This is a genomic window from Bacillus cereus group sp. N31 (assembly GCF_016483245.1).
GTDB classification, from domain to species: domain Bacteria; phylum Bacillota; class Bacilli; order Bacillales; family Bacillaceae_G; genus Bacillus_A; species Bacillus_A toyonensis.
In genome coordinates this window covers 132809-154832 of sequence record NZ_JAEHCH010000009.1, presented here as the reverse complement: position 1 = coordinate 154832, position 22024 = coordinate 132809, and the positions used below count along the sequence as shown (strand labels likewise).

Genomic DNA, 22024 nt, shown 5'->3' with positions numbered 1-22024 from the left:
AGCCTTATGGGCAATTATGTCCCTTGTGACGTTTCAGAAGCACTTGTACACGTTTAAACTGTTCTGATGAAATGATAGGCTCATGTTGACCTTCGTATTCTTTTCCCGCAAAGGTTACACGTCCTATATATAATATATTAGAAAGAATGTCTCTGTACCGCCTAAATCTCCAAATGGGATAACCTTCCTCTTTTAAAACTTCCTGTACCCTAGTGATTGAATGGTATTGCTCATATAAGTCAAAAACTCTCTTAATGTGTTTAGCTTCGTCAGTTTTTATTATTAAATATCCGTTCTCTCTTGTGTAACCAGATGGGTCATAATCTCCACCGTTTCCTCTTAAACCATTTTCAGCTCGTTTGATATGTCCCATTCTCATTCGCTCTGCTATTGTCTCACGTTCTAATTAATATACCAATCATTGCTTTTCCAAAAGGTGTAGATGTATCTAATGTTTCTGTAATAGATACAAAGTCCACATTATTTTTTAAGAAGTGTTCTTCAATTAATTCTAATGTATCTCTTTGTGAACGAGATAACCTGTCTAATTTATATACAGTGACAACATCGATTTTTTTTAAATCATTTAAAAGCCTTTTAATGTCTGGGCGATCTAGATTAGAACCTGAATAACCACCATCGATATATTCATCATAAATATCCCAACCTTTTGCCTTATAATATGCTCTTATCCGTTCTCTTTGAACTTCTATACTATAATTTTCTACTTGGTCTTGAGTACTAACACGAATATATATAGCAGCTTTAGTCAAAATAATCACCTCTTACACTTAGAATTTAACGTTAAGTGGTGCCATATACCAAACTAATTTCCCTTTTACTACAACAGGAGTGAACTCTTGCGCCTTAGAATCATAAAATTGTGTTTTATACTCTGGGTTATAACTCTCAGGTTCTAAAGTGATTCCGTCTTGGAATTTGTAAAATCTTTTTAAAGTAGCATCAAATCCATTAACAGCAATCGCAGCGATATCTCCATTTTGAACTTCAACATCTGGATCTATTAACGCTAACATATTTGGTGGTATTACTTTATTCATGCTATCACCAATTACTCTTAGTAAAAATGCCATTTTAAAATCTAAAACTACAAATGTCGTTGAATATAGCATCATCACGGTGAAAGATGTATCGAATATAGAACTGATTAACCCAAATGTTATTGGCGATAGAGACACGCATATCGGAACAACAGGAGAATGGGGACACGGCATTAAAATACAAGGCTCTAGTAACATCACAATTCAAAATCCTAATATTTCAAAATATTGGGGTGATGGGATATACATTGGAGTACAGTAAAACAAAATTATTGTTCTAATGTAATGGTTGTGAACCCTCTAATTGATAGTTGCCGCAGACAAGGGATTTCCGTAATAAGTGCTAAAACTTTGCGTATTAATGACGCAATCATTAAAAATATAAAAGGTATAGCTCCTATGAATGGTATTGACCTTGAGCCTAATTTTAACACTGAGTTTCTACAAGACATTGTGATTGATAATCTTTAGACGGAAATTGTGATGGTGCAGGAATTGAAGTATATGGAGGGGGTTACTCAAACTCTCAAAACAGGGTCAGTATTACAATTCGCAATCATAAAGATATAAACTCAAACATTGGTATGCGGGCAAGACAGCCAATGAATGCTGTAGAAGGGTTTGTTTATATAGATAAACCCAATTATAAAAATAATCGTGTTATAGCATTTTTAGGCGAAATGTGGGCTTATAACGCACCTAGAATAACCATTAACGAACCTCTTGTAGAAAACGCTCCTAACAATTATGGAGCGTTTTTAATTGGTGCAACCGATACGACTGTCGCAAATGCCACAATGTTCGATGGACAAGAAGTGACATTAGAAAACTTCACAGCCGCAGGCATGTGATTTGTTCATGCTGGTTCGAAAATATTACCCGATCTAACAGGAGTAGGGGTAACGTTACGCACCACACAAGTCGGTGCAACAACCACCTTGCGCAAAAAAGGTTCGGATTGATTGTGAACAAGTCAGGAAACTGGACTTCACAGCTAAGTAATAAAGGTTTGTTTACCTTTAGTGGCGATGGTACAACAACATCTAAAACTATTTCACATGGATTAGGGATGACGCCTTCCTATTGGAATGTAGCGCCTGCAGAGTATAATTCAGGAAATTCTGGTATTAAATATGTGTTAGCTAACGCTACAAATTTAGTAGTGTATTTTAATACACCCCCAGCGAATGGAACAAATAATATTTCGCTGACTTGGAGGGCTGAAGTATAAGGGTTTTATCCTAAAAATATGAAGAATATTGTTAAATCTTAGTGTATTATTAAATAATAATGTAACTAAGAGGAGACTTAAATAATGATTTCATCAAAAGAGGAACTAAAGCATTACTTAGAAAGCGATAAAAAGTCTTTATGGATTGATCGAAAGAAACCGAGATTTGTTGGCGATGAAATATGGAAATTCCAAATACTTCTTAGAAAAGTGGAATATTACAAAAATATCAAACTAAATCCTATTTCTAAGTTGAAATATTACTATACACGTTATAAATTTCATAAATTAAGTGTGAAATTAGGATTTTCTATCCCTCCTAACGTTTTTGGTCCCGGATTAGCAATAGCGCATATAGGTACTATAGTTGTAAATGATAATTGCCGAGTTGGTAAAAATTGCAGGATATATCAAAATACTGGATTAGGTGCAAATACTGGAGGGCCTACTGATGTACCAAAACTTGGAGATAATTGTTACATTGGCCCTGGAGCTAAATTATTTGGCGATATAACTATTGCTGATAATATTTCAATCGGTGCTAATTCCGTTGTTACCAAGTCATTTACACAGCAAGGTATTACTGTAGCTGGTGTTCCGGCTAAACAAATTAGTAATGTGAATTCAAATGAGTCTTTAATGATGAAATCAGCATTATAAATGCCTAGAGCTTTATTTTCTAGTTAATGAAGAATATTAAAATAGAAAATTATATTAATCATCTTTAACGAAATATAGTTTGTGAGGTGAAATATCACTAAACCTCTACAACAAGCAAATGTAAATCAAGGCTTATCTTGAAAGTGATTATAAATTAAAATACAAAAACCCGCTACTCAATGAACTTTGGGATGCGGGTTTTTGTATAAGAATAAGGTGATAATTTGAGGTGTATACAGGTTTACGATAATAACATGAATTTAGTAGCTATTCTATTTTTGCATAGGAAACTAACACCTACATATTTGCAGCTGTGCGCTTTAAAATTTCAAGTAATGCAATTAGTTTAGATTGTACGTCAGTGCGCTTAATAGACATACGGATAGTGTCTCTGTATACACGTACAGTTTTATTTAGTTCTTCTACTTCCTTAAATGTAGAAAGGTTGTTATAAGATTCTTCACTTGCTACAACTTCAATATGTTTTCTTTCCATATTATATATCCCCTTTCCATACCATGCAGATCAAATGTTGCAGTATGCGGTAAAACAAGCGATGAAAGAGAAGGCGGCATGTATTTATTTAACTGCAACTCCAGATGAAGAGTGGAAGCGTAACCTTAGAAAGGGGAAACAAAAAGGTATCGTTGTTTCTGGACGGTATCACCGTCATCCGTTGCCAGTCCCCAAATTTTGCTGGTGCGGAAACTGGAAGAAAAGCCTCATTAATAAAAGAATTCCTCAAGTTTTACTACAATGGTTAAAAGTATACTTAAATAAAAAGCACCCCATTTTTTTATTTGTTCCCCATGTGCGATATATAGAAAAATTGAGTCGGTTATTGAAGCTGTTAGACGATAGAGTTGCCGGTGTGCATGCAGAAGATCCAATGAGAAAAGAAAAAGTTGCAGCTTTCAGAAAGGGGGAAATTCCTTTATTAGTTACAACGACGATTTTGGAGAGAGGAGTAACGGTGAAAAATTTGCAAGTTGCGGTTTTAGGGACGGAAGAAGAAATATTTTCAGAAAGTGCACTCGTACAAATTGCAGGCCGGGTAGGTCGTAGTTTTGAAGAGCCGTATGGAGAGGTCATTTATTTTCATTATGGTAAGACAGAGGCGATGGTGCGCGCGAAAAAACACATTCGAAGTATGAACAAAAATGCGAAAGAACAAGGGTTGATCGATTAATGCATTGCTTACTTTGTGATGAGGATATTTCATACGCGATTAGTTGGTACAATTTTTTTGTTAAGGCTCACAAAAAGTATATATGTGATAGATGTGAGCAAAAGATTTCCTATATTATAGGAGAGATTTGTAGAGAGTGCGGACGGTCTTTAGATCCATTGCCAGCTGAATATAAAGAAGGTGACATTTGCAAGGATTGTGTACGATGGATGAATTTGGAGAGTTATCGACCTTTAAAAAATCGTTCATTATACATGTACGATAATGAGATGAAAGGAATACTAGCGCAGTTTAAGTTTCGTGGTGATGCTGAGTTAGTTCGTATTTTTCATCGCCCTTTTCGAAGTTTATTTCAACAGTATTTTGCTAATGTTTCAACCGCTATCGCTGTTCCGCTTAGTAAGGAAAGGGAATATGAACGTGGCTTTAATCAAGCTGAGCTATTAGCAGCTTGTTTGCCTGTTGGTCTTTCTTATCCGTCATTAAGAAGAAGGGAAACAGAAAAACAAAGTAAGAAGACGCGCAAAGAAAGGATGTTGGGAAGCAATCCTTTTTATTTTCAGGGTGAAGAGATGTTTCATGGGCAACATATTTTACTCGTTGATGATGTGTATACGACAGGTATTACAGTTAGACAAATTGGCAGTCTTTTATACGATAGAGGGGCAAGTGAAGTTTCTAGTTTGACGCTCTGTAGAAGTTAATCTGTAACTGTCGAAAGAGATAATAAAAAGACGATAAGTCTTCTTTGACTTCGTAAGTTGTCATTCGTTATAGTCAGAATATGGGGCGAATGCCCTGATTTTTAGAGTGAAGGGAATGGAATGAACATGCAAGGAAAAGTGAAATGGTTTAATGCAGAAAAGGGATTTGGGTTTATTGAGCGTGAAGATGGTGAGGATGTGTTTGTTCATTTTTCTGCTATTCAACAAGATGGGTATAAGTCATTAGAAGAAGGGCAACAAGTGGAGTTTGATATTGTAGATGGAGCACGTGGACCACAAGCAGCTAATGTTGTGAAACTGTAGGGATATTGTTTTTGGGAAGAGAAAGCTGCGTTTGTGGCAACGTTATATATAGTAGAACCTCTTGTTTTTCGCAAGAGGTTTTTGTTATGGGGCGAATTGTCAAAAAGTTGTTTCTTTTCTGTAACGAATTGTCCACAGTTATATTCGTTACTCACGATGTTAATAGGATAAAATAAAGGTAGAAACGATGCATCTTTTCATTTCAACAAAAAACGATAAAAAAATCGCAATTCCACTAATTTTTTTAAAAAAGTTAGAAGGAGTTTTTAAGCCGATGTCGAAATTATAGTACATAGGCTTGAAAGGAGGAATTCATCTATGAAATTCAACATTCGTGGTGAAAATATTGAAGTAACTCCAGCATTAAAGGAATATGTAGAGAAAAAACTAAGTAAGTTAGAGCGTTATTTTGATACATTCCCAGAGATTAAAGTTAATTTAAAAGTATACTCTGACAAGCAACGTGTCGAGGTAACAATTCCGTTTACTGATTTATTACTTCGTGCAGAAGAAACTAATAGCGATATGTACGCTGCTATCGATTTAGTAGTTGATAAGATTGAGCGACAAATTCGTAAACATAAAACAAAAGTAAATCGTAAGTTACGTGAGAAAGGTTCTGTGAAAACTAACTTTATCCTTCCAGAAGCAGTAGCTGTTCTGGATGAGGTAGAAGAGGATGAATTAGAACTTGTACGTACAAAACGATTCGATTTAAAACCGATGGACGTTGAAGAAGCGATCTTGCAAATGGATATGCTAGGGCATAATTTCTTCGTCTTCACAAATGCTGATACAAATGAAACTAATGTTGTATATGGCCGTAAAGACGGAAAATATGGTTTAATCGAAACTAAATAATAATTCGAAAGCGCAGCCGAAAGAGGCTGCGCTTTTTTTGCTGAAAATAGATTTTTAAAAAACTTTTCCTAATTTAGAACGAGACATTCGGCCGATTGTTGTCATAGTTATAAGACAAGTGTTACAATTATCATTAGGTATATACATTTTAGTTTTTTTAATTAGGAGAAAAATTGGCATAACATACATTTGATTTTTATAACGACTGATTGTAATAGAAAAAGAAAAAACAATCGGAAGTTTTATTTTAATAAAAAAGAGGAGCGTATTTCCTATGATCGGTATTTTAAAAAAGGTATTTGATGTAAATCAACGCCAAATTAAACGTATGCAGAAGACAGTTGAGCAAATTGATGCATTAGAATCATCTATTAAGCCACTAACAGATGAACAATTAAAAGGAAAGACGCTTGAGTTTAAAGAACGTCTAACAAAAGGTGAGACAGTAGATGATCTACTTCCTGAAGCTTTTGCGGTTGTTCGCGAAGCTGCGACTCGTGTTCTTGGAATGCGTCCGTATGGCGTGCAGTTAATGGGTGGTATTGCTTTACATGAAGGGAATATCTCTGAGATGAAAACGGGTGAAGGTAAAACGTTAACATCTACATTACCTGTATATTTAAATGCTTTAACAGGAAAAGGTGTTCACGTTGTTACAGTCAATGAATACTTAGCACAACGTGATGCGAGCGAAATGGGACAACTTCATGAGTTCCTTGGCTTAACAGTAGGAATTAACTTAAATAGTATGTCACGCGAAGAGAAGCAAGAGGCTTATGCTGCTGATATTACGTATAGCACAAATAATGAGCTTGGATTCGATTACTTACGTGACAATATGGTTTTATATAGAGAGCAGTGCGTTCAGCGTCCACTTCATTTTGCTATTATCGATGAAGTCGATTCTATTTTAGTCGATGAAGCACGTACGCCGCTTATTATTTCGGGACAAGCTCAAAAATCAACAGAGCTATACATGTTTGCAAATGCATTCGTTCGTACATTAGAAAATGAAAAAGAGTATTCATTCGATGTGAAAACGAAAAATGTAATGTTAACTGAAGATGGTATTACGAAAGCAGAGAAAGCTTTCCATATTGAAAACTTATTTGATTTAAAACATGTTGCACTTCTTCATCATATTAATCAGGCACTTCGTGCGCATGTTGTTATGCACCGTGATACAGACTATGTTGTACAAGAAGGTGAAATCGTAATTGTAGACCAATTCACTGGTCGTCTTATGAAAGGGCGTCGTTATAGCGAAGGTTTACACCAAGCGATTGAAGCAAAAGAAGGCGTAGAAATTCAAAATGAAAGCATGACGCTTGCGACAATTACGTTCCAGAACTACTTCCGTATGTACGAAAAGTTATCTGGTATGACTGGTACAGCGAAAACGGAAGAAGAAGAATTCCGTAATATTTATAATATGAATGTTATCGTAATTCCAACGAACAAAGATATTATTCGTGATGACCGTGCTGATTTAATCTTCAAATCAATGGAAGGTAAATTCAATGCAGTTGTTGAGGATATTGTAAATCGTCATAAACAAGGACAACCTGTACTTGTTGGTACAGTTGCAATTGAAACGTCAGAGCTTATTTCAAAAATGTTAACACGTAAAGGTGTACGCCATAATATTTTAAACGCGAAAAACCATGCGCGTGAAGCAGATATCATTGCAGAAGCTGGTATTAAAGGTGCTGTAACAATTGCGACGAATATGGCTGGTCGTGGTACGGATATTAAATTAGGCGATGATATTAAAAATATCGGTCTAGCGGTTATCGGTACAGAGCGTCACGAAAGCCGTCGTATTGATAATCAGTTACGTGGTCGTGCTGGTCGTCAAGGGGACCCTGGTGTAACGCAGTTCTATTTATCAATGGAAGATGAACTAATGCGCCGCTTCGGCTCTGACAATATGAAAGCGATGATGGATCGTCTTGGTATGGATGATTCACAGCCGATTGAAAGTAAAATGGTTTCTCGTGCAGTAGAATCTGCGCAAAAACGTGTAGAAGGAAATAACTATGATGCACGTAAGCAGTTATTACAATACGATGATGTGCTTCGTCAGCAACGTGAAGTTATTTACAAACAGCGTCAAGAAGTAATGGATTCTGAGAACTTACGTAGTATTATTGAAGGTATGATGAAATCTACAGTAGAACGTGCTGTTGCGCTTCATACACAAGAGGAAATTGAAGAAGATTGGAACATTAAAGGTCTTGTTGACTACTTAAATACAAACCTTCTGCAAGAAGGCGATATAAAAGAAGAAGAATTACGTCGTCTTGCTCCAGAAGAAATGAGCGAGCCGATTATCGCGAAATTAATAGAGCGTTACAACGACAAAGAAAAGCTTATGCCAGAAGAGCAAATGCGTGAGTTCGAAAAAGTTGTTGTATTCCGTGTAGTAGATACGAAATGGACAGAGCATATTGATGCGATGGACCACCTTCGTGAAGGTATTCATTTACGTGCTTACGGTCAAATCGATCCACTTCGTGAGTATCAAATGGAAGGATTCGCAATGTTCGAGTCAATGATTGCTTCTATTGAAGAGGAAATCTCTCGTTACATTATGAAAGCTGAAATTGAACAAAACTTAGAGCGTCAAGAAGTTGTTCAAGGTGAAGCTGTTCATCCATCTAGCGATGGCGAAGAAGCGAAGAAAAAGCCTGTTGTAAAAGGTGATCAAGTGGGCCGTAACGATTTATGCAAATGTGGTAGTGGCAAGAAATATAAAAACTGCTGTGGCATTGTAAGCTAATAAAAACTGCGGCTGTTGAATTCAGCTTGTTTTGCAAATTGTAATAAAAAGGATTAAACTCTCTCCCTAATAAGTGGAGAGAGTTTCCCTTGTTTTCATACGAAAGTAATAGCAATTACATAGAGGTGAAGGAAATGGAATTAGTAGAAATTAGACAGGAATTAGAGAAAATGGCTAAGAGATTAGCGGCTTTTAGGGGGTCTCTTTGACCTCCCTACTAAGGAGAAACAAATTGCAGAATTAGAAGAAAAAATGATGGGCGCAGGATTTTGGGATGACCAACAAGGCGCTCAAACTGTAATTAACGAAGCAAATGCGTTAAAAGATATGGTTGGAAAGTTCCGTCAGTTAGACGAGACGTTCGAAAACTTAGAAGTAACGCATGAACTCTTAAAAGAAGAATATGATGAAGATTTACATGAGGAATTAGAATCGGAAGTAAAAGGCTTAATTCAAGAAATGAATGAGTATGAGCTTCAATTACTATTAAGTGATCCTTATGATAAAAATAATGCGATTTTAGAATTACACCCAGGTGCAGGTGGAACAGAGTCACAAGACTGGGGTTCTATGTTATTACGTATGTATACACGCTGGGCTGAAAAACGTGGATTTAAAGTAGAAACAGTTGACTACTTACCAGGTGATGAAGCTGGTATTAAGAGTGTTACTTTATTAATTAAAGGTCATAACGCTTACGGTTATTTAAAAGCAGAGAAAGGTGTACATCGTCTTGTACGTATTTCACCGTTCGATTCTTCAGGCCGTCGTCATACATCATTCGTATCTTGTGAAGTTGTACCTGAGTTCAATGATGAAGTTGAAATTGAAGTGCGTACAGAAGACTTAAAAATTGATACGTACCGTGCAAGTGGAGCTGGTGGACAGCACATTAATACGACAGATTCAGCAGTTCGTATTACGCATACACCGACAAATACGGTTGTAACGTGTCAGTCAGAGCGTTCTCAAATTAAAAACCGTGAGCATGCGATGAAAATGTTAAAAGCAAAATTATATCAAAAGAAATTAGAAGAGCAACAAGCACAATTAGATGAAATCCGCGGGGAACAAAAAGAAATTGGATGGGGCAGCCAAATTCGTTCTTACGTATTCCACCCGTATTCTCTTGTAAAAGACCATCGTACAAATACAGAAGTTGGTAACGTACAAGCAGTTATGGATGGAGAAATTGATCCATTTATTGATGCTTACTTACGTTCTCGCATCTAATAACCAGTGGGGGAATCCCCACTGATTATTAGCTTTAACAAATCTGGCTTTTACGGGCAGCCCGACCCTCACCTAACTTCTTTGCTTTTGTTGAATTTTGAGGTAGAGGTCTTACTACCCAGTAAATAGTGGGATAAGAGAAAAAGCCAACAAAATTGTTGGCCCATGCTGAGAAAATAGAGGATATACAACGTTTTATTTATATGGATGAAGTACAGGGGAAGAGAAGTTGGAAACGACAACTTCTCTTTTTGATGGGGTTATATGCAGAATACAATGTTGTATATTGTTTTGTAAAAAGTAGAGAATAGTAAAACAGAGCGGCAATAGAGTAAGATTTTATAAAGAACTTTTTTGATTTGCCTTTTAAAAAGATTCTTTATAGAAGTTTTTACGTTGTTCACAGAATTGAAACAAATTATGGAAGCTTTATTTTATCAGGGTTCTCACTGTATTTTTCAAGAATATGAAATATACCTTAGTTTTTCTATATAAAGATAATGCTTATAATAAAAATGAGTGTGTTAGGAATGAAAAGAATATCAACAATGGGGAGCGATAGAATTGAAAAAGAAATTGTTGGCTATTGCACTAGGTACATCAGTCGTTTTTGCTTTAGGAGCATGTGGAAATAAAGAAGAGAGTAAGCCTTCGAAACAATCTGCAAGCACAGATAGCCCAGAGCAAATTTATCAAAAAAGTTGTATAGGCTGCCATGCGAAAGATTTATCAGGAGCAACTGGACCGGATTTACGAAAAGTAGGGCAGAAATATGATGCAGCAGAGATTGAAAAGATTATTGAAAAAGGTCGCGGTTCAATGTCACCGGGAATTATTCAAGGTGAAGATGCGAAAAAAGTAGCTGAGTGGTTAGCTGAACATAAATAAAAAGAGAAAAATGGGCGAGTTGATTATATAATCTTATCTAAAAATGACTTTGGATAAGAGGTATAACAACTCGTCTCCTTTTTCTGGGATGTAACATAACTGTAACAAAAATGTATCCGAACTGGAAACCGTTTGATGTTACAATGAGGTTTGTAGAATTTTGCTGAAATATATTACATAGAGTAGCGGTGCGAATAAAAAGCATGTAAGTAAGCTGCCTTCAACAAGAATGGTTAAATGAAAATAAAGGATTCCTTTTTATTTTCACATGTACAGAAAAGTATTTCGAAAAAAAAATCATTAAGCATTGGGTGATAAATAATGATAAAAATGACGAATGTTTATAAGGAGTACCCGAATGGTATGAAAGCCGTTGCTGGTCTCACAGTTAACATTAAACAAGGTGAATTCGTATACGTAGTTGGACCGAGTGGAGCCGGAAAATCTACATTTATTAAAATGATGTATCGTGAAGAAAAGCCAACTACAGGATCTATTAATGTAAATGGACTTACTATCGAATCATTGGCAGAAAGAGATGTTCCATATTTCCGTCGTCAATTAGGCGTGATTTTCCAAGATTTTAAATTATTACCTAAATTAACGGTATATGAGAATGTTGCGTTTGCTTTAGAAGTAATTGAAGAAGAACCAGATGCGATTCGTGAGCGTGTTACTGAAGTGTTAGGACTAGTAGGTCTAGATGATCGTGCAGACGCACTTCCAAGTGAACTTTCAGGTGGAGAGCAGCAACGTGTGGCTATTGCAAGAGCGATTGTTAATAGACCAAAGGTTGTAATTGCCGATGAGCCAACTGGTAATTTAGATATTGAAACAGCTCTTGATATTATGAAGATCTTTACGCGCATTAATGAGCGTGGTACAACGATTGTTATGGCGACGCATAATGCAGATATCGTAAACACAATCCGTCATCGTGTAATCGCGATTGAAGGCGGAAAAATTGTTCGAGACGAGATTGAGGGAGGATACGGATATGAAGGCTAAAACCCTTAGTCGACATTTGCGAGAAGGTGTAAAAAATCTATCCCGTAACGGATGGATGACATTTGCTTCTGTAAGTGCAGTAACAGTTACATTATTACTTGTAGGTGTCTTTTTAACAGCGATTATGAATATGAACCATTTTGCTACAAAAGTAGAGCAAGATGTAGAAATTCGTGTACACATTGATCCAGCAGCAAAAGAAGCTGATCAAAAGAAATTAGAAGAAGATATGAGTAAGGTCGCGAAAGTAGATTCTATTAAATACTCTTCTAAAGAAGAAGAATTGAAACGTTTAATTAAAAGTTTAGGCGATAGTGGAAAAACGTTCGAGTTATTTGAGCAAGATAACCCACTGAAAAACGTATTTATTGTAAAAGCGAAAGAGCCAACTGATACAGCACAAATTGCGAAAAAGATTGAAAAAATGCAGTTTGTAAGTAACGTTCAATACGGTAAAGGTCAAGTTGAAAAATTATTTGATACTGTAAAAACAGGACGTAATATCGGGATTGCATTAATTGCAGGTCTTTTATTCACAGCGATGTTCTTAATCTCTAATACAATTAAAATTACAATCTATGCTCGTAGTACTGAGATTGAAATTATGAAACTTGTAGGTGCAACAAACTGGTTTATTCGTTGGCCGTTCTTGCTAGAAGGATTATTCCTAGGAGTATTAGGATCAATTATTCCAATTGGTCTAATTCTAGTTACGTATAATTCACTGCAAAGTGTGTTTAATGAAAAACTTGGCGGAACAATTTTCGAGCTTTTACCATACAGCCCATTCGTATTCCAATTAGCTGGTTTATTAGTGTTAATCGGTGCGTTAATCGGTATGTGGGGAAGTGTAATGTCAATTCGTCGCTTCTTAAAAGTATAAAAAGTTGCAAACATAATTCGTACAAGCTTATCATATAGTAGAAATAGGTAAAGGCATCACACGCTGTGTGATGCCTTTTGCTACACCACCTGTGTGTTTTGGAAAGGGGAATTCCGCATTGAAACGTAGAGTTGCAATTATTGGAATGGTTGTTGCATTTTTAATTGGTGCTGGCGGAATGTTTGCAGGAATGTCTGTATTTGGGGTTAACCCAGCAGAAGTAACGCAAACAATTTCGAGTGGGAACGCTAGCACGACGCAAGGGAATTTGGCAAAAATTAATGAGGCATATGGACTAATTGATTCACGTTATGTGGAAGACGTGAAAGATGACAAGTTAGTTGAAGGTGCAATACAAGGCATGTTGTCTACGCTGAAGGACCCTTATTCCACGTATATGGATAAAGAAACAGCCAAACAGTTTAGCGAATCACTTGATCCCGAGTTAGAGGGGATTGGGGCTGAGGTGAACAAAACAGACGGTAAGCTTATTATCGTATCGCCAATTAAAGGTTCACCAGCAGAAAAGATTGGAATTAAGCCGAATGACCAAATTTTATCTGTAGATGGAAACAGTGTAAAAGACTTATCGCGTGAAGAAGCTGTATTAAAAATTCGTGGTAAAAAGGGAACGACTGTCGCGATTGAAATTAAACGTGCAGGAGTAACTGATCCGATTGTATTCAAAATTAAGCGTGAAAAAATCCCAATCTTCACGGTAGTTAGTTCTGTGAAACAAGAGAATGGAAAAGATATCGGTTATATGCAAATTACTTCTTTTGCTGAAAATACAGCGAAAGAATTTAAGGATCAGTTAAAAGAGTTAGAGAAGAAAAACATAAAAGGTTTAGTTATTGACGTTCGTGGTAATCCTGGTGGCTATTTAAATAGTGTAGAAGATATACTAGGAGAAATTATGACGAACAAAAAGCCGATGCTACAAGTAGAGCAGCGAAATGGTGAGAAAAAGCAAATCTCTACAGAGCTGAAAGAGAGGAAGCCATATCCAATTTCAGTATTGATTGATAAAGGAAGTGCTTCTGCTTCGGAAATTTTAGCTGGCGCATTGAAAGAAGGAGAAGGTTACGATTTAATTGGTGAAACAACATTTGGTAAAGGAACTGTTCAGCAAGCCGTTCCGTTTAAAGATGGCAGTAACATTAAATTAACGATGTTCAAATGGTTAACTCCAGATGGAAACTGGATTCATAAAAAGGGAATCAAGCCAACTGTAGAAGTGAAACAACCAGATTACTACCATGCGACGCCAATTCAAATTGAAAAAACACTTTCATACAATTCAAATGATGTGCAAGTGAAGCATGCGCAAGAGATGCTGAAAAGCTTAGGTTATGTACCGGGGCGTGAAGATGGCTACTTTAGTAAAGAGACAGAATCAGCACTGAAAGCATTCCAAAATGCGAATGAGATGGAAGCGACAGGACAGCTTGATAAAAAGACAGCTGAGGCAATCCAAACTAAAATCATTGAAAAAATCCGTTCTGGAGAAAATGATCTACAATTACAGGCAGCATTAAAATTAATAGCGAAATAAGAAGAAATACAGGCATTTTATTGCCTGTATTTTTTTGTGTTAAACAAACGTTTGTCCAGTTATGATAATATAAAAAGAAAGAATGATATAAATGGTGGTGAATGAGTTCGTGGAGGCATGGCTTTTTGAAATAATGCGGGCAGTTGGACGTTTTTTCTTGCACCCTGCTGTCTATGTATTTTTAATAAGTAGTATCTTCGTTGGATATTTACGTATATTACGAGAACGAAAAGATTTTTCTTTTAAAGTTTATGATATTTGGTTTGAATTGCGAACATCTCTATTTGCAGGGCTTGGATATGGATTAATCGTATCTATTATTACGATTGGGCTTGGACTTGTTGTTTCCAAGGCGAGCTTATGGGCCATTTTACTTTGGACATTATTATTTGGATTAACTGCTATGTATCGATATTTATCGGCAGCTTATACGTTCAGTATCGCAATTGTATGTGTTTTATTATCTTCTAAGCTGCCAGTTTCCTTCTTACAGCTTGGAGAAGGTGAAGAGGGTACGATTGTATCTCTTGCTATTTTACTAGGCATCATGCTTGTTGTGGAGGGCTTATTGATTTCTAAAAACGCGGTGAGATATTCTACACCGAGGATTAGGAAGGGGAAACGTGGGCTCAAGATTGGTTTACACGAATCGAAGCGTTTATGGATCGTGCCGATTTTTATTCTTGTACCAGGTGATGCGGTAACCCAGTTTATTTCATGGTGGCCTGTCGTTTCAATAGGGACAAATACATATTCTCTATTCCTCGTTCCATTTTTAATTGGATTTATGCGAAAGATTAGAAGTTATGAGCCGACGGAAGCTTTACTCTTTACAGGAAGACGTGTTTATGGATTAGCTGGTCTTGTACTTGTTTTAGGGGTCGCGAGTTATTGGTGGCACGTACTTGCTATTATTGCAATGGGTGTCGCAATGCTTGGACGTTTTACGATTTCGATGCAAGAAAAAATTGTAGATGAGACAAGACCGGCATATTTCGCTGCACGCAATGATGGACTTGTCGTGTTAGATACAATTCCAAATACAATTGGGGCCGAGCTGAATTTACTGCCTGGAGAAATAATTACGAAAGTAAATGGAGTCGTTCCAAGGAGTGCCGAAGAATTTTATGATGCGCTTCAAACGAAAACAACAGGAGCTTTTTGTAAATTAGAAGTGGTAGATACAAATGGTGAGCTTCGTCTTGCTCAAACAGCATTATATGCTGGAGGACATCATGAGTTAGGCGTTGTATTTGTTCAGCAAGAGCACGAGTGGGATTCGGAAGCGATGTAATAAAAATGAGGGTGTTACCACTAGGTGACACCCTTTTTGTTTGATTGGGAGCAGCAGTACATGAAATTTATATCGGCGATTATTAGAATATATCGGCGATTATCAGAATATATCAGCGCAATTGAAAATATATCGGCGATTATTAAAATATATCGACTTTCTGGCAAAAAACGACAACTATCGCAAACCTTATTTGTAGTTTCATAGTCGAATAACTTGAATAATTATTTGATAATGGTTATCATTTAGGGAGTCTTTTAATTTGGAAAAGGGAGGAAATATATGCTACGTAAATTTTTTTCTTACTATAAACCGTATAAAGGTTTATTTATACTCGATTTTTCTTGCGCGGTTATCGCAGGATTACTGGAACTTGGTTTCCCGCTTATCGTAAATCAATTTATTGATAAGTTATTACCAGGACAAAACTGGACGCTTATTTTATGGGCTTGTTTTGGTTTACTTGCAGTTTATATGTTAAATGCAGGTTTACAATATGTTGTTACCTACTGGGGGCATATGCTAGGAGTTAATATTGAAACAGATATGAGGCAGAAATTATTTGATCACATTCAAAAGCTATCATTCAGATTTTTTGATAATAATAAAACAGGTCATCTAATTTCACGTCTTACGAACGATTTAATGGAAATTGGGGAAATTGCTCACCACGGGCCAGAAGATTTATTCATCGCCGTAATGACTTTAGTTGGGGCATTTTCATTTATGATGATGATTAACTGGAAGTTAGCACTTCTAACATTCTTTGTAATTCCATTCCTATTATGGTTGGCGCTTTACTTCAATAAAAAAATGACGGGTACGTTTAGACGTTTATTCTCAGATGTCGCTGATTTTAATGCATGTATCGAAAATAACGTCGGTGGTATTCGCGTTGTACAAGCATTCGGAAATGAAAAGTTTGAGAAAGACCAATTCGCTGTGAACAACGCTCGTTTCCGTACAACGAAATTAATGGCGTATAAAATTATGGCGCTAAACTCATCCATTAGTTATATGCTCATGCGTCTCGTAACGCTCTTCGTATTAATATGTGGCACATGGTTTGTTCTGCAAGGTGAGTTAACGTATGGTGGATTTATCGGATTCGTCTTATTAACGAATATTTTCTTCCGACCAATTGAGAAAATTAATGCAGTTATTGAAAGTTATCCGAAAGGAATCGCAGGTTTTAAAAGGTATGTAGAACTTCTTGAAACAGAGCCTGATATTGTGGATTCTAAAGATGCGATAGAAGTAAAGCATGTACACGGTGATATTCACTATAACAACATTACGTTCGGATATGAAAATAAAGAACCGATTTTAAATGATATTAGCTTGAAAATACACGCAGGTGAAACAGTTGCGTTCGTTGGGCCATCAGGGGCAGGGAAAACAACGTTATGTAGTTTATTACCACGCTTTTATGAGCAGGAATCTGGGTCAATCCAAATTGATGGCATTGATACGAAAGAGATGACTTTATCGTCACTTCGTAAACAAATTGGAATTGTACAGCAAGATGTATTCTTATTCTCAGGAACGATTCGCGAGAATATCGCTTATGGAAATTTACAGGCTTCAGAGGCTGCAATTTGGCAGGCGGTAAAACGTGCCCAGTTGGAGGATTTAATTTACTCGCAACCAGACGGTTTAGATACAGTTATCGGTGAGCGTGGTGTGAAACTTTCAGGGGGACAGAAGCAGCGTCTAGCAATTGCTCGTATGTTCTTGAAAAACCCGCCAATTTTAATATTAGATGAAGCGACTTCTGCATTAGATACAGAGACGGAACTTGCTATTCAAAAATCACTTGCAGAACTAGCTGTCGGTCGTACAACATTAGTTATTGCTCACAGGCTTGCAACTATTAAAAATGCGGATCGTATCGTCGTTGTAAATAAAGATGGTATTGCAGAACAAGGTTCGCATGAGGAATTAATTGAGCGAGGCGGAGGGTATAGCCGATTATACGAAGCACAGTTTAGTTCGTAAATATAATTTCTGCTGAATTCGTGCACCATAAGTAAGTGGAAATCTTATATGGGAGGCTATAAAGCATGATTGTAACAACAACATCTACAATTCAAGGGAAAGAAATTATTGAGTATATTGATATCGTGAATGGAGAAGCGATTATGGGTGCGAATATTGTTCGTGACCTTTTCGCATCTGTCCGTGACGTTGTCGGCGGCCGTGCAGGAGCTTATGAAAGTAAATTAAAAGAAGCGCGCGACATCGCAATGGAAGAGATGAAAACATTCGCAAGGCAAAAAAATGCGAATGCCATCGTTGGTATCGACGTGGATTACGAAGTAGTTCGCGAAGGAATGCTAATGGTTGCGGTGAGTGGGACTGCTGTCCGTATATAAAGTGAAACTTTAATCAGTGGGGGGCATCCCGGCTAGTTATGAGCCTTCACCAACTGGGCATTTAATGCCCACAAGTAGCAAGATAAAGTGAAAAGCCGTGCTGGTGCACGGCTTTTTGTTATTGTGATGTCTAATATTATCTTTATGTCGAAGCCACGATATTTCTTGGGAAATGTGGAAGGCCCCGTCGATATATAGGGAAGACATTAGAGCGCTTCTTTACACCGCTGAATTTGAACTAATAATTTTTCATATTCTTGTTCAAGAAATGTGATGTCATCGTGATGATTGGGTATAGAAATCCGGCTGATAACTTCTGTTAATTTCGTTTGTAATCGCAATAATTCTTGTTCAGTAACGTTTACGGAAGCTTGAGTGGTTCTTTTGATGTATTGCTCGTAATTGCCATAGAATATTCTTGGTTCGCTCTCATCTACTTGTAGAATATGGTCTGCAACAGAACGAATAAAGGCACGGTCATGGCTAATGAAGAGTATAGTGCCAGGATACTCTTGTAACATGTTTTCTAATTCTTCCTGTGTTGTTAAATCTAAATAGTTCGTCGGTTCATCGAGCAGGAGCATATTATAGTTTCCTAAAAATACTTTTGCGAGTGCAACCTTCATTCGTTCACCCCCGCTTAGAACGTGCACAGGTTTATGAACATCTTCGCGGCGGAAAAGGAGCCGGGCAAGTATTGTTCGAACGAACGATTCAGTATAGCTCGATTCTTCTAGAACATTTTCCATAATTGTTTTATCTGTGTTTAAAATAGATAGTGTTTGCTCAAAGTATCCGATTTTACAACTCTTCGAAAGCTGGATACCACGCTCGTTTGCGAGAAGCATGTTGAACAAAGTTGTTTTTCCACTTCCATTTGCCCCTAAAATAGCAAGCTTTGCACCGGGGGCAATTGTCCCATTCATATTTTTAAATAGTGTGCGGTCGCCTATTTTCTTTGTTGCTTTATTGAACTGTACTGCCACTTTACTATGAATGGGTGTATGGTATTGCACGTCAAACTGAGCCTGAGAAAGATCTTTTGGCTTTTCTTTCTTTTCTAGTTTTTCGAGACGTGTTTCTAATACTTTGGCTGCTTTGCTGACCTGTTCTTGCCCATGAGCTCCACTTAATTTATAAAGTTTAGATTCAGATGAACTGAACCGAGTTGGGATTTTTGTCATGCTAGAAGCGCGTTGTTTTCTTTGTAAAATGGACTGTTCCAAACGATTTTTTTCTTGTACATATTGCTCGTATTCTGCTTCCTTTTGTATTCTCTCACGTTCTTTTTGCTTTCGATAGTTGGAATAGTTTCCTTTATATTCTTTAATCATCCCGTCTTCAACTTCGATGATTTTTGTACATATTGTATCTAGGAAATCGCGATCATGAGATATTAAAACAAGCGCACCTTTATAAGATGAAAGTGCCTTTTCTAATTGCTCTGTACCGAACATATCTAAGTGGCTTGTTGGTTCATCAGCAAATAGAATGCCTGCCTCTTGTTCAAGGGCATGGGCAATCTTTAGGCGCATTCGTTCGCCGCCGCTCATTGAATTTGCGACGTTTGAAATACTCCATTTTCCTTTTGCAAGAGAAGAAGCGGTTTCCAGTATTGTATCGCTAAGCTGTGGAATGATAGCGATAGAACTATGATGAGTTACTGTCCCTTTGTCAGCTTCTATTTCTTTACTTAATATTTGCAATAACGTAGATTTTCCAGCTCCGTTGACTCCAACGATTCCTATGCGATCGTGTGCGTGAATTTCTAGTGATGGTAACGTAAATATGGTACGGTCACCAAAGCTCTTTTCAATATTACGTGCGAATAAAATAGTCATAAAAAAACCTCCCTAGTTTCACTAGAGAGGATAAACGTCGCCCTTCAATGTAAAAATCGTACATAAATAAACGATTTTTCACATGATCGTCTCGAAAGAAAGTATCGACAAATGGACAGACTAATCCCCTGCTAGTTTTCATCATTTTTGTTCACTATTTGTGATGGATGAAATAAATAAGAGAATTAGAACTTCATTGGTCAAATTACCTTCCTTTCATAATATTATTTTTATTGTATGCGCATACAAACGGGTTTGTCAAACTTATTTCTGTTGGCTATTTTTAAATTTGCTATTATACAGTTGTGCCTTTGTAAGTGCTTCAGCATCATTTTTGATTTCATCCAATCCATTCGCATCCCCGATAATATACCCTTCAAATGATGAACCAACAAAATCAAAGATATACTGGAATTGAGCAATAAGTGGCAATGCTTTCAGTTTCGGATTGTCTCCGCCAACGATGACGACGTACATTTTTTTACCTTTCATTTTCTCTTTGAAATGAAGAGAGGTATCACGTAAGCTTTGTGACCAGCGATCAACGAAGTTTTTCATATGGCCGCTCATTCCGTACCAGTATAGTGGTGTAGCAAAGATAATCGTGTCGTGCTCTAGCATGCGTTTGGTTAATTGCTCGTAGTCATCATTTACAGGTTGAAATCCTTCAGCATCATGGCGTTGGTCTGTAATAGGATAAATGGTATGGTCACGTAAATAAATTTGTTCTGCTTTCATTCCATCAATCATCATATATGTTAAGGCTTCCGTATTCCCATTTTGTCTTGAACTGCCGTGTATAACAAACATGCAATCATCCCTTTTCTTTTTCTTGTTTTAGGAGTGAAACGTGTTTTTGTAAATTCGTTTGAATGTTGGAAAGTAATGAGATTTGCCTTGTTACTTCATTGAGCTTATCTTCGTAAAGTGCAAGGATACTGCTGCATGGATTTTCGTATAGATGTGGTTCGATTTCGAGGCAGCGCAGCATTCTTGCGGTTTCTTCTAAATTTAAGCCGAGCTGTAAGTACATTTGGATAAGCTCTACTTTTTCAATGGCACTTTTATCGAAATCACGATAGCCGTTTGTGAGGCGATTTGAAGGGAGCAATCCCTTTTCTTCATAATGTCTTAGTGATCTTTCGCTAACGCCAGTTTCTTTTGATAACTCTCCAATTCGCACTGCATTTCACTCCTTTTACATGTATTGTAAACCTTCACACTAATGTGAAGGTCAACTCTGTTTTTTCGCAAAAGAATCTACATGATTTAAAAACACTTGAATGGCTTTAGATGGAATGAAATATTTGCCACGCACGATGGAGAATGGACGAATTAGTTTTTCAGTTGGAACTTCGACGTGGAATAGTTCTTGGGCTAGTAGTTCTTTCCGCACGGTCCAATCAGAAAGTATAGCGATGCCAAGCCCGGCAGCGACGGCTTCCTTTACACTTTGAATGCTACTAAATGTAAAGAATCGTTTCATTTTTAAATGATGTTGATGAATAAAACGATCGCTATAGGCACGTGTCCCAGAGCCACTTTCTCTTAATACCCATACTTGGTCTTGGAGAGTAGCTTCGTTTATATCCTTGATGTGAAGTAATTGGTGATTTGGAGGGACGACGAGCTTCATTTCATCTTGCATAAACGCTTCAACGTCTACGTCAGCATATACGACTTGCCCCTCTACTAAGCCGATATCAATTTGATTAGAGCGAAGGCTTTGCAAAACTTCTTCTGTATTAGAGATAAGGGTATGAACTTCAACGTGCGGATTTTCATTGGCATAGTTAGCGAGTATTTTGGGAAGTAAGTATTCGCCAATTGTAAAACTAGCGCCGATGCGAAGTGTTCCTGTTACAACGTTATGTAATTCGTTAATTTCCTGTTTTGCATCATCATAAAGAGAGAGCATTTGCTTTGCATGTATGTATAATATGTTTCCAGCTTCCGTAACTTGTACATGCTTTGGGGAGCGCTGAATGAGTGTAGTTCCAAATTCATTTTCCAGGTTGCGAATGTGCATGCTTACACCGGGTTGTGAAAGGTTTAAAAGTTCTGCTGCACGAGAGAAATGTTTCTGTTCAACGACAGTCACAAAGATTTTCAAAATGTCGACGTTCATTTGTTAG

23 protein-coding genes and 2 pseudogenes are annotated in these 22024 nt (G+C 37.0%); 17 read left to right on the top strand and 8 right to left on the bottom strand.

Annotated features, from left to right (window positions below; translation table 11 throughout):
• Positions 1–4: 4 nt before the first annotated feature.
• From JDS81_RS30410 to JDS81_RS14005, 3 genes are read right to left on the bottom strand one after another with little or no spacing between them, the layout of a single operon-like run.
• Positions 5–373 (bottom strand): recombinase family protein, encoded by a 369-nt coding sequence (locus tag JDS81_RS30410; RefSeq protein ID WP_242481359.1) that lies wholly within the window; start codon positions 371–373, stop codon positions 5–7.
• Between the two features lie 22 nt (positions 374–395).
• The gene (locus JDS81_RS30405; RefSeq protein ID WP_252199164.1) at positions 396–782 is read right to left on the bottom strand and encodes a recombinase family protein; all 387 of its coding nucleotides are present in this window, start codon (positions 780–782) and stop codon (positions 396–398) included.
• Positions 783–791: 9 nt separating this feature from the next.
• Positions 792–1061, bottom strand: a complete 270-nt coding sequence (locus tag JDS81_RS14005; protein ID WP_242481357.1) for a LexA family protein — start codon at positions 1059–1061, stop codon at positions 792–794.
• Here JDS81_RS14005 and JDS81_RS14000 point away from each other — a divergent pair.
• The 4 genes from JDS81_RS14000 (at position 1060) to JDS81_RS13985 (ending at position 2952) form a co-directional block, all read left to right on the top strand.
• Positions 1060–1323 (top strand): hypothetical protein, encoded by a 264-nt coding sequence (locus JDS81_RS14000; RefSeq protein WP_097954041.1) that lies wholly within the window; start codon positions 1060–1062, stop codon positions 1321–1323. The two genes, JDS81_RS14005 and JDS81_RS14000, sit on opposite strands and share 2 nt — an antisense overlap.
• Positions 1324–1663: 340 nt before the next feature.
• Positions 1664–1912, top strand: a complete 249-nt coding sequence (locus tag JDS81_RS13995; RefSeq protein ID WP_000994671.1) for a hypothetical protein — start codon at positions 1664–1666, stop codon at positions 1910–1912.
• A 107-nt stretch (positions 1913–2019) separates the two neighbouring features.
• Positions 2020–2292 carry a hypothetical protein gene (locus JDS81_RS13990; protein WP_097954040.1) on the top strand — a complete coding sequence of 91 codons (273 nt, stop codon included), beginning with the start codon at positions 2020–2022 and terminating at the stop codon, positions 2290–2292.
• Positions 2293–2376: 84 nt separating this feature from the next.
• Positions 2377–2952 (top strand): serine O-acetyltransferase, encoded by a 576-nt coding sequence (locus tag JDS81_RS13985; protein ID WP_000625802.1) that lies wholly within the window; start codon positions 2377–2379, stop codon positions 2950–2952.
• A 259-nt stretch (positions 2953–3211) separates the two neighbouring features.
• Here the strand turns inward: JDS81_RS13985 and JDS81_RS13980 are convergent.
• Positions 3212–3447, bottom strand: a pseudogene (locus tag JDS81_RS13980) (helix-turn-helix domain-containing protein); the annotation flags it as partial.
• A gap of 13 nt (positions 3448–3460) precedes the next feature.
• On the opposite strand from JDS81_RS13980, the pseudogene JDS81_RS13975 reads away from it, so the two are divergent.
• From JDS81_RS13975 to JDS81_RS13915, 13 genes and pseudogenes are all read left to right on the top strand, one after another.
• Positions 3461–4141: pseudogene (locus JDS81_RS13975) on the top strand (helicase-related protein); the annotation flags it as partial.
• Entirely contained in the window at positions 4141–4845 is a 705-nt protein-coding gene (locus tag JDS81_RS13970; RefSeq protein ID WP_097954039.1) for a ComF family protein, read from the top strand. The pseudogene JDS81_RS13975 and the gene JDS81_RS13970, both read left to right, overlap by 1 nt.
• Before the next feature lie 126 nt (positions 4846–4971).
• A complete protein-coding gene (gene cspC / locus JDS81_RS13965; protein ID WP_002045823.1) occupies positions 4972–5169 on the top strand; it encodes a cold shock protein CspC in 198 nt (65 codons plus the stop codon).
• A 318-nt stretch (positions 5170–5487) separates the two neighbouring features.
• Positions 5488–6030: a ribosome hibernation-promoting factor, HPF/YfiA family gene (gene hpf / locus JDS81_RS13960; protein ID WP_000671188.1), complete on the top strand. Its 543-nt coding sequence runs from the start codon at positions 5488–5490 to the stop codon at positions 6028–6030.
• A 274-nt stretch (positions 6031–6304) separates the two neighbouring features.
• Positions 6305–8812 carry a preprotein translocase subunit SecA gene (gene secA / locus JDS81_RS13955; RefSeq protein ID WP_000579396.1) on the top strand — a complete coding sequence of 836 codons (2508 nt, stop codon included), beginning with the start codon at positions 6305–6307 and terminating at the stop codon, positions 8810–8812.
• A 134-nt stretch (positions 8813–8946) separates the two neighbouring features.
• Positions 8947–10045, top strand: a protein-coding gene (gene prfB, locus JDS81_RS13950) for a peptide chain release factor 2 (RefSeq protein WP_096001583.1) whose coding sequence is annotated in 2 segments (ribosomal slippage) — positions 8947–9018 and positions 9020–10045 — 1098 coding nt in all. Because the reading frame shifts where the segments join, the coding sequence is not laid out codon by codon here.
• A gap of 564 nt (positions 10046–10609) precedes the next feature.
• Complete coding sequence (gene cccB, locus JDS81_RS13945) at positions 10610–10933, top strand: cytochrome c551 (RefSeq protein ID WP_000727967.1); 324 nt, start codon at positions 10610–10612, stop codon at positions 10931–10933.
• Between the two features lie 321 nt (positions 10934–11254).
• Positions 11255–11941 carry a cell division ATP-binding protein FtsE gene (gene ftsE / locus JDS81_RS13940; protein ID WP_000594334.1) on the top strand — a complete coding sequence of 229 codons (687 nt, stop codon included), beginning with the start codon at positions 11255–11257 and terminating at the stop codon, positions 11939–11941.
• Entirely contained in the window at positions 11931–12824 is an 894-nt protein-coding gene (gene ftsX, locus JDS81_RS13935) for a permease-like cell division protein FtsX (protein WP_000645031.1), read from the top strand. Before ftsE ends, ftsX begins: the two co-directional genes overlap by 11 nt.
• A gap of 118 nt (positions 12825–12942) precedes the next feature.
• Positions 12943–14379, top strand: a complete 1437-nt coding sequence (locus JDS81_RS13930; protein ID WP_000830308.1) for a S41 family peptidase — start codon at positions 12943–12945, stop codon at positions 14377–14379.
• A gap of 109 nt (positions 14380–14488) precedes the next feature.
• Positions 14489–15673, top strand: coding sequence for a PDZ domain-containing protein (locus tag JDS81_RS13925; RefSeq protein WP_016107240.1), 1185 nt, complete (start codon positions 14489–14491; stop codon positions 15671–15673).
• Positions 15674–15955: 282 nt separating this feature from the next.
• A complete protein-coding gene (locus JDS81_RS13920; protein WP_000944601.1) occupies positions 15956–17671 on the top strand; it encodes an ABC transporter ATP-binding protein in 1716 nt (571 codons plus the stop codon).
• A 65-nt stretch (positions 17672–17736) separates the two neighbouring features.
• Positions 17737–18048 carry a heavy metal-binding domain-containing protein gene (locus tag JDS81_RS13915; RefSeq protein WP_000637523.1) on the top strand — a complete coding sequence of 104 codons (312 nt, stop codon included), beginning with the start codon at positions 17737–17739 and terminating at the stop codon, positions 18046–18048.
• Positions 18049–18254: 206 nt separating this feature from the next.
• On the opposite strand, the gene abc-f is transcribed toward JDS81_RS13915, so the two are convergent.
• From abc-f to JDS81_RS13895, 4 genes are all read right to left on the bottom strand, one after another.
• A complete protein-coding gene (gene abc-f / locus JDS81_RS13910) occupies positions 18255–19889 on the bottom strand; it encodes a ribosomal protection-like ABC-F family protein (protein ID WP_097954038.1) in 1635 nt (544 codons plus the stop codon).
• A gap of 264 nt (positions 19890–20153) precedes the next feature.
• Complete coding sequence (locus tag JDS81_RS13905) at positions 20154–20699, bottom strand: flavodoxin family protein (RefSeq protein WP_097954037.1); 546 nt, start codon at positions 20697–20699, stop codon at positions 20154–20156.
• Positions 20700–20703: 4 nt separating this feature from the next.
• Entirely contained in the window at positions 20704–21072 is a 369-nt protein-coding gene (locus JDS81_RS13900; protein WP_001219224.1) for a MerR family transcriptional regulator, read from the bottom strand.
• 51 nt (positions 21073–21123) lie between these two features.
• A complete protein-coding gene (locus JDS81_RS13895) occupies positions 21124–22017 on the bottom strand; it encodes a LysR family transcriptional regulator (protein WP_097954036.1) in 894 nt (297 codons plus the stop codon).
• Between the last annotated feature and the right edge of the window lie 7 nt (positions 22018–22024).

Excerpts from the sequence above, each read along its gene's own strand:
- JDS81_RS13985 (WP_000625802.1), top strand. The coding sequence starts at position 2,377 with ATGATTTCATCAAAAGAGGAACTAAAGCATTACTTAGAAAGCGATAAA.
- ftsX (WP_000645031.1), top strand. The coding sequence starts at position 11,931 with ATGAAGGCTAAAACCCTTAGTCGACATTTGCGAGAAGGTGTAAAAAAT.
- ftsE (WP_000594334.1), top strand. The coding sequence starts at position 11,255 with ATGATAAAAATGACGAATGTTTATAAGGAGTACCCGAATGGTATGAAA.
- hpf (WP_000671188.1), top strand. The coding sequence starts at position 5,488 with ATGAAATTCAACATTCGTGGTGAAAATATTGAAGTAACTCCAGCATTA.
- JDS81_RS13970 (WP_097954039.1), top strand. The coding sequence starts at position 4,141 with ATGCATTGCTTACTTTGTGATGAGGATATTTCATACGCGATTAGTTGG.
- JDS81_RS14005 (WP_242481357.1), bottom strand. The coding sequence starts at position 1,061 with ATGAATAAAGTAATACCACCAAATATGTTAGCGTTAATAGATCCAGAT.
- JDS81_RS14000 (WP_097954041.1), top strand. The coding sequence starts at position 1,060 with ATGCTATCACCAATTACTCTTAGTAAAAATGCCATTTTAAAATCTAAA.
- abc-f (WP_097954038.1), bottom strand. The coding sequence starts at position 19,889 with ATGACTATTTTATTCGCACGTAATATTGAAAAGAGCTTTGGTGACCGT.
- JDS81_RS30410 (WP_242481359.1), bottom strand. The coding sequence starts at position 373 with ATGGGACATATCAAACGAGCTGAAAATGGTTTAAGAGGAAACGGTGGA.
- JDS81_RS13905 (WP_097954037.1), bottom strand. The coding sequence starts at position 20,699 with ATGTTTGTTATACACGGCAGTTCAAGACAAAATGGGAATACGGAAGCC.
- JDS81_RS13920 (WP_000944601.1), top strand. The coding sequence starts at position 15,956 with ATGCTACGTAAATTTTTTTCTTACTATAAACCGTATAAAGGTTTATTT.
- secA (WP_000579396.1), top strand. The coding sequence starts at position 6,305 with ATGATCGGTATTTTAAAAAAGGTATTTGATGTAAATCAACGCCAAATT.
- JDS81_RS13995 (WP_000994671.1), top strand. The coding sequence starts at position 1,664 with ATGAATGCTGTAGAAGGGTTTGTTTATATAGATAAACCCAATTATAAA.
- JDS81_RS13895 (WP_097954036.1), bottom strand. The coding sequence starts at position 22,017 with ATGAACGTCGACATTTTGAAAATCTTTGTGACTGTCGTTGAACAGAAA.
- cspC (WP_002045823.1), top strand. The coding sequence starts at position 4,972 with ATGCAAGGAAAAGTGAAATGGTTTAATGCAGAAAAGGGATTTGGGTTT.
- JDS81_RS13915 (WP_000637523.1), top strand. The coding sequence starts at position 17,737 with ATGATTGTAACAACAACATCTACAATTCAAGGGAAAGAAATTATTGAG.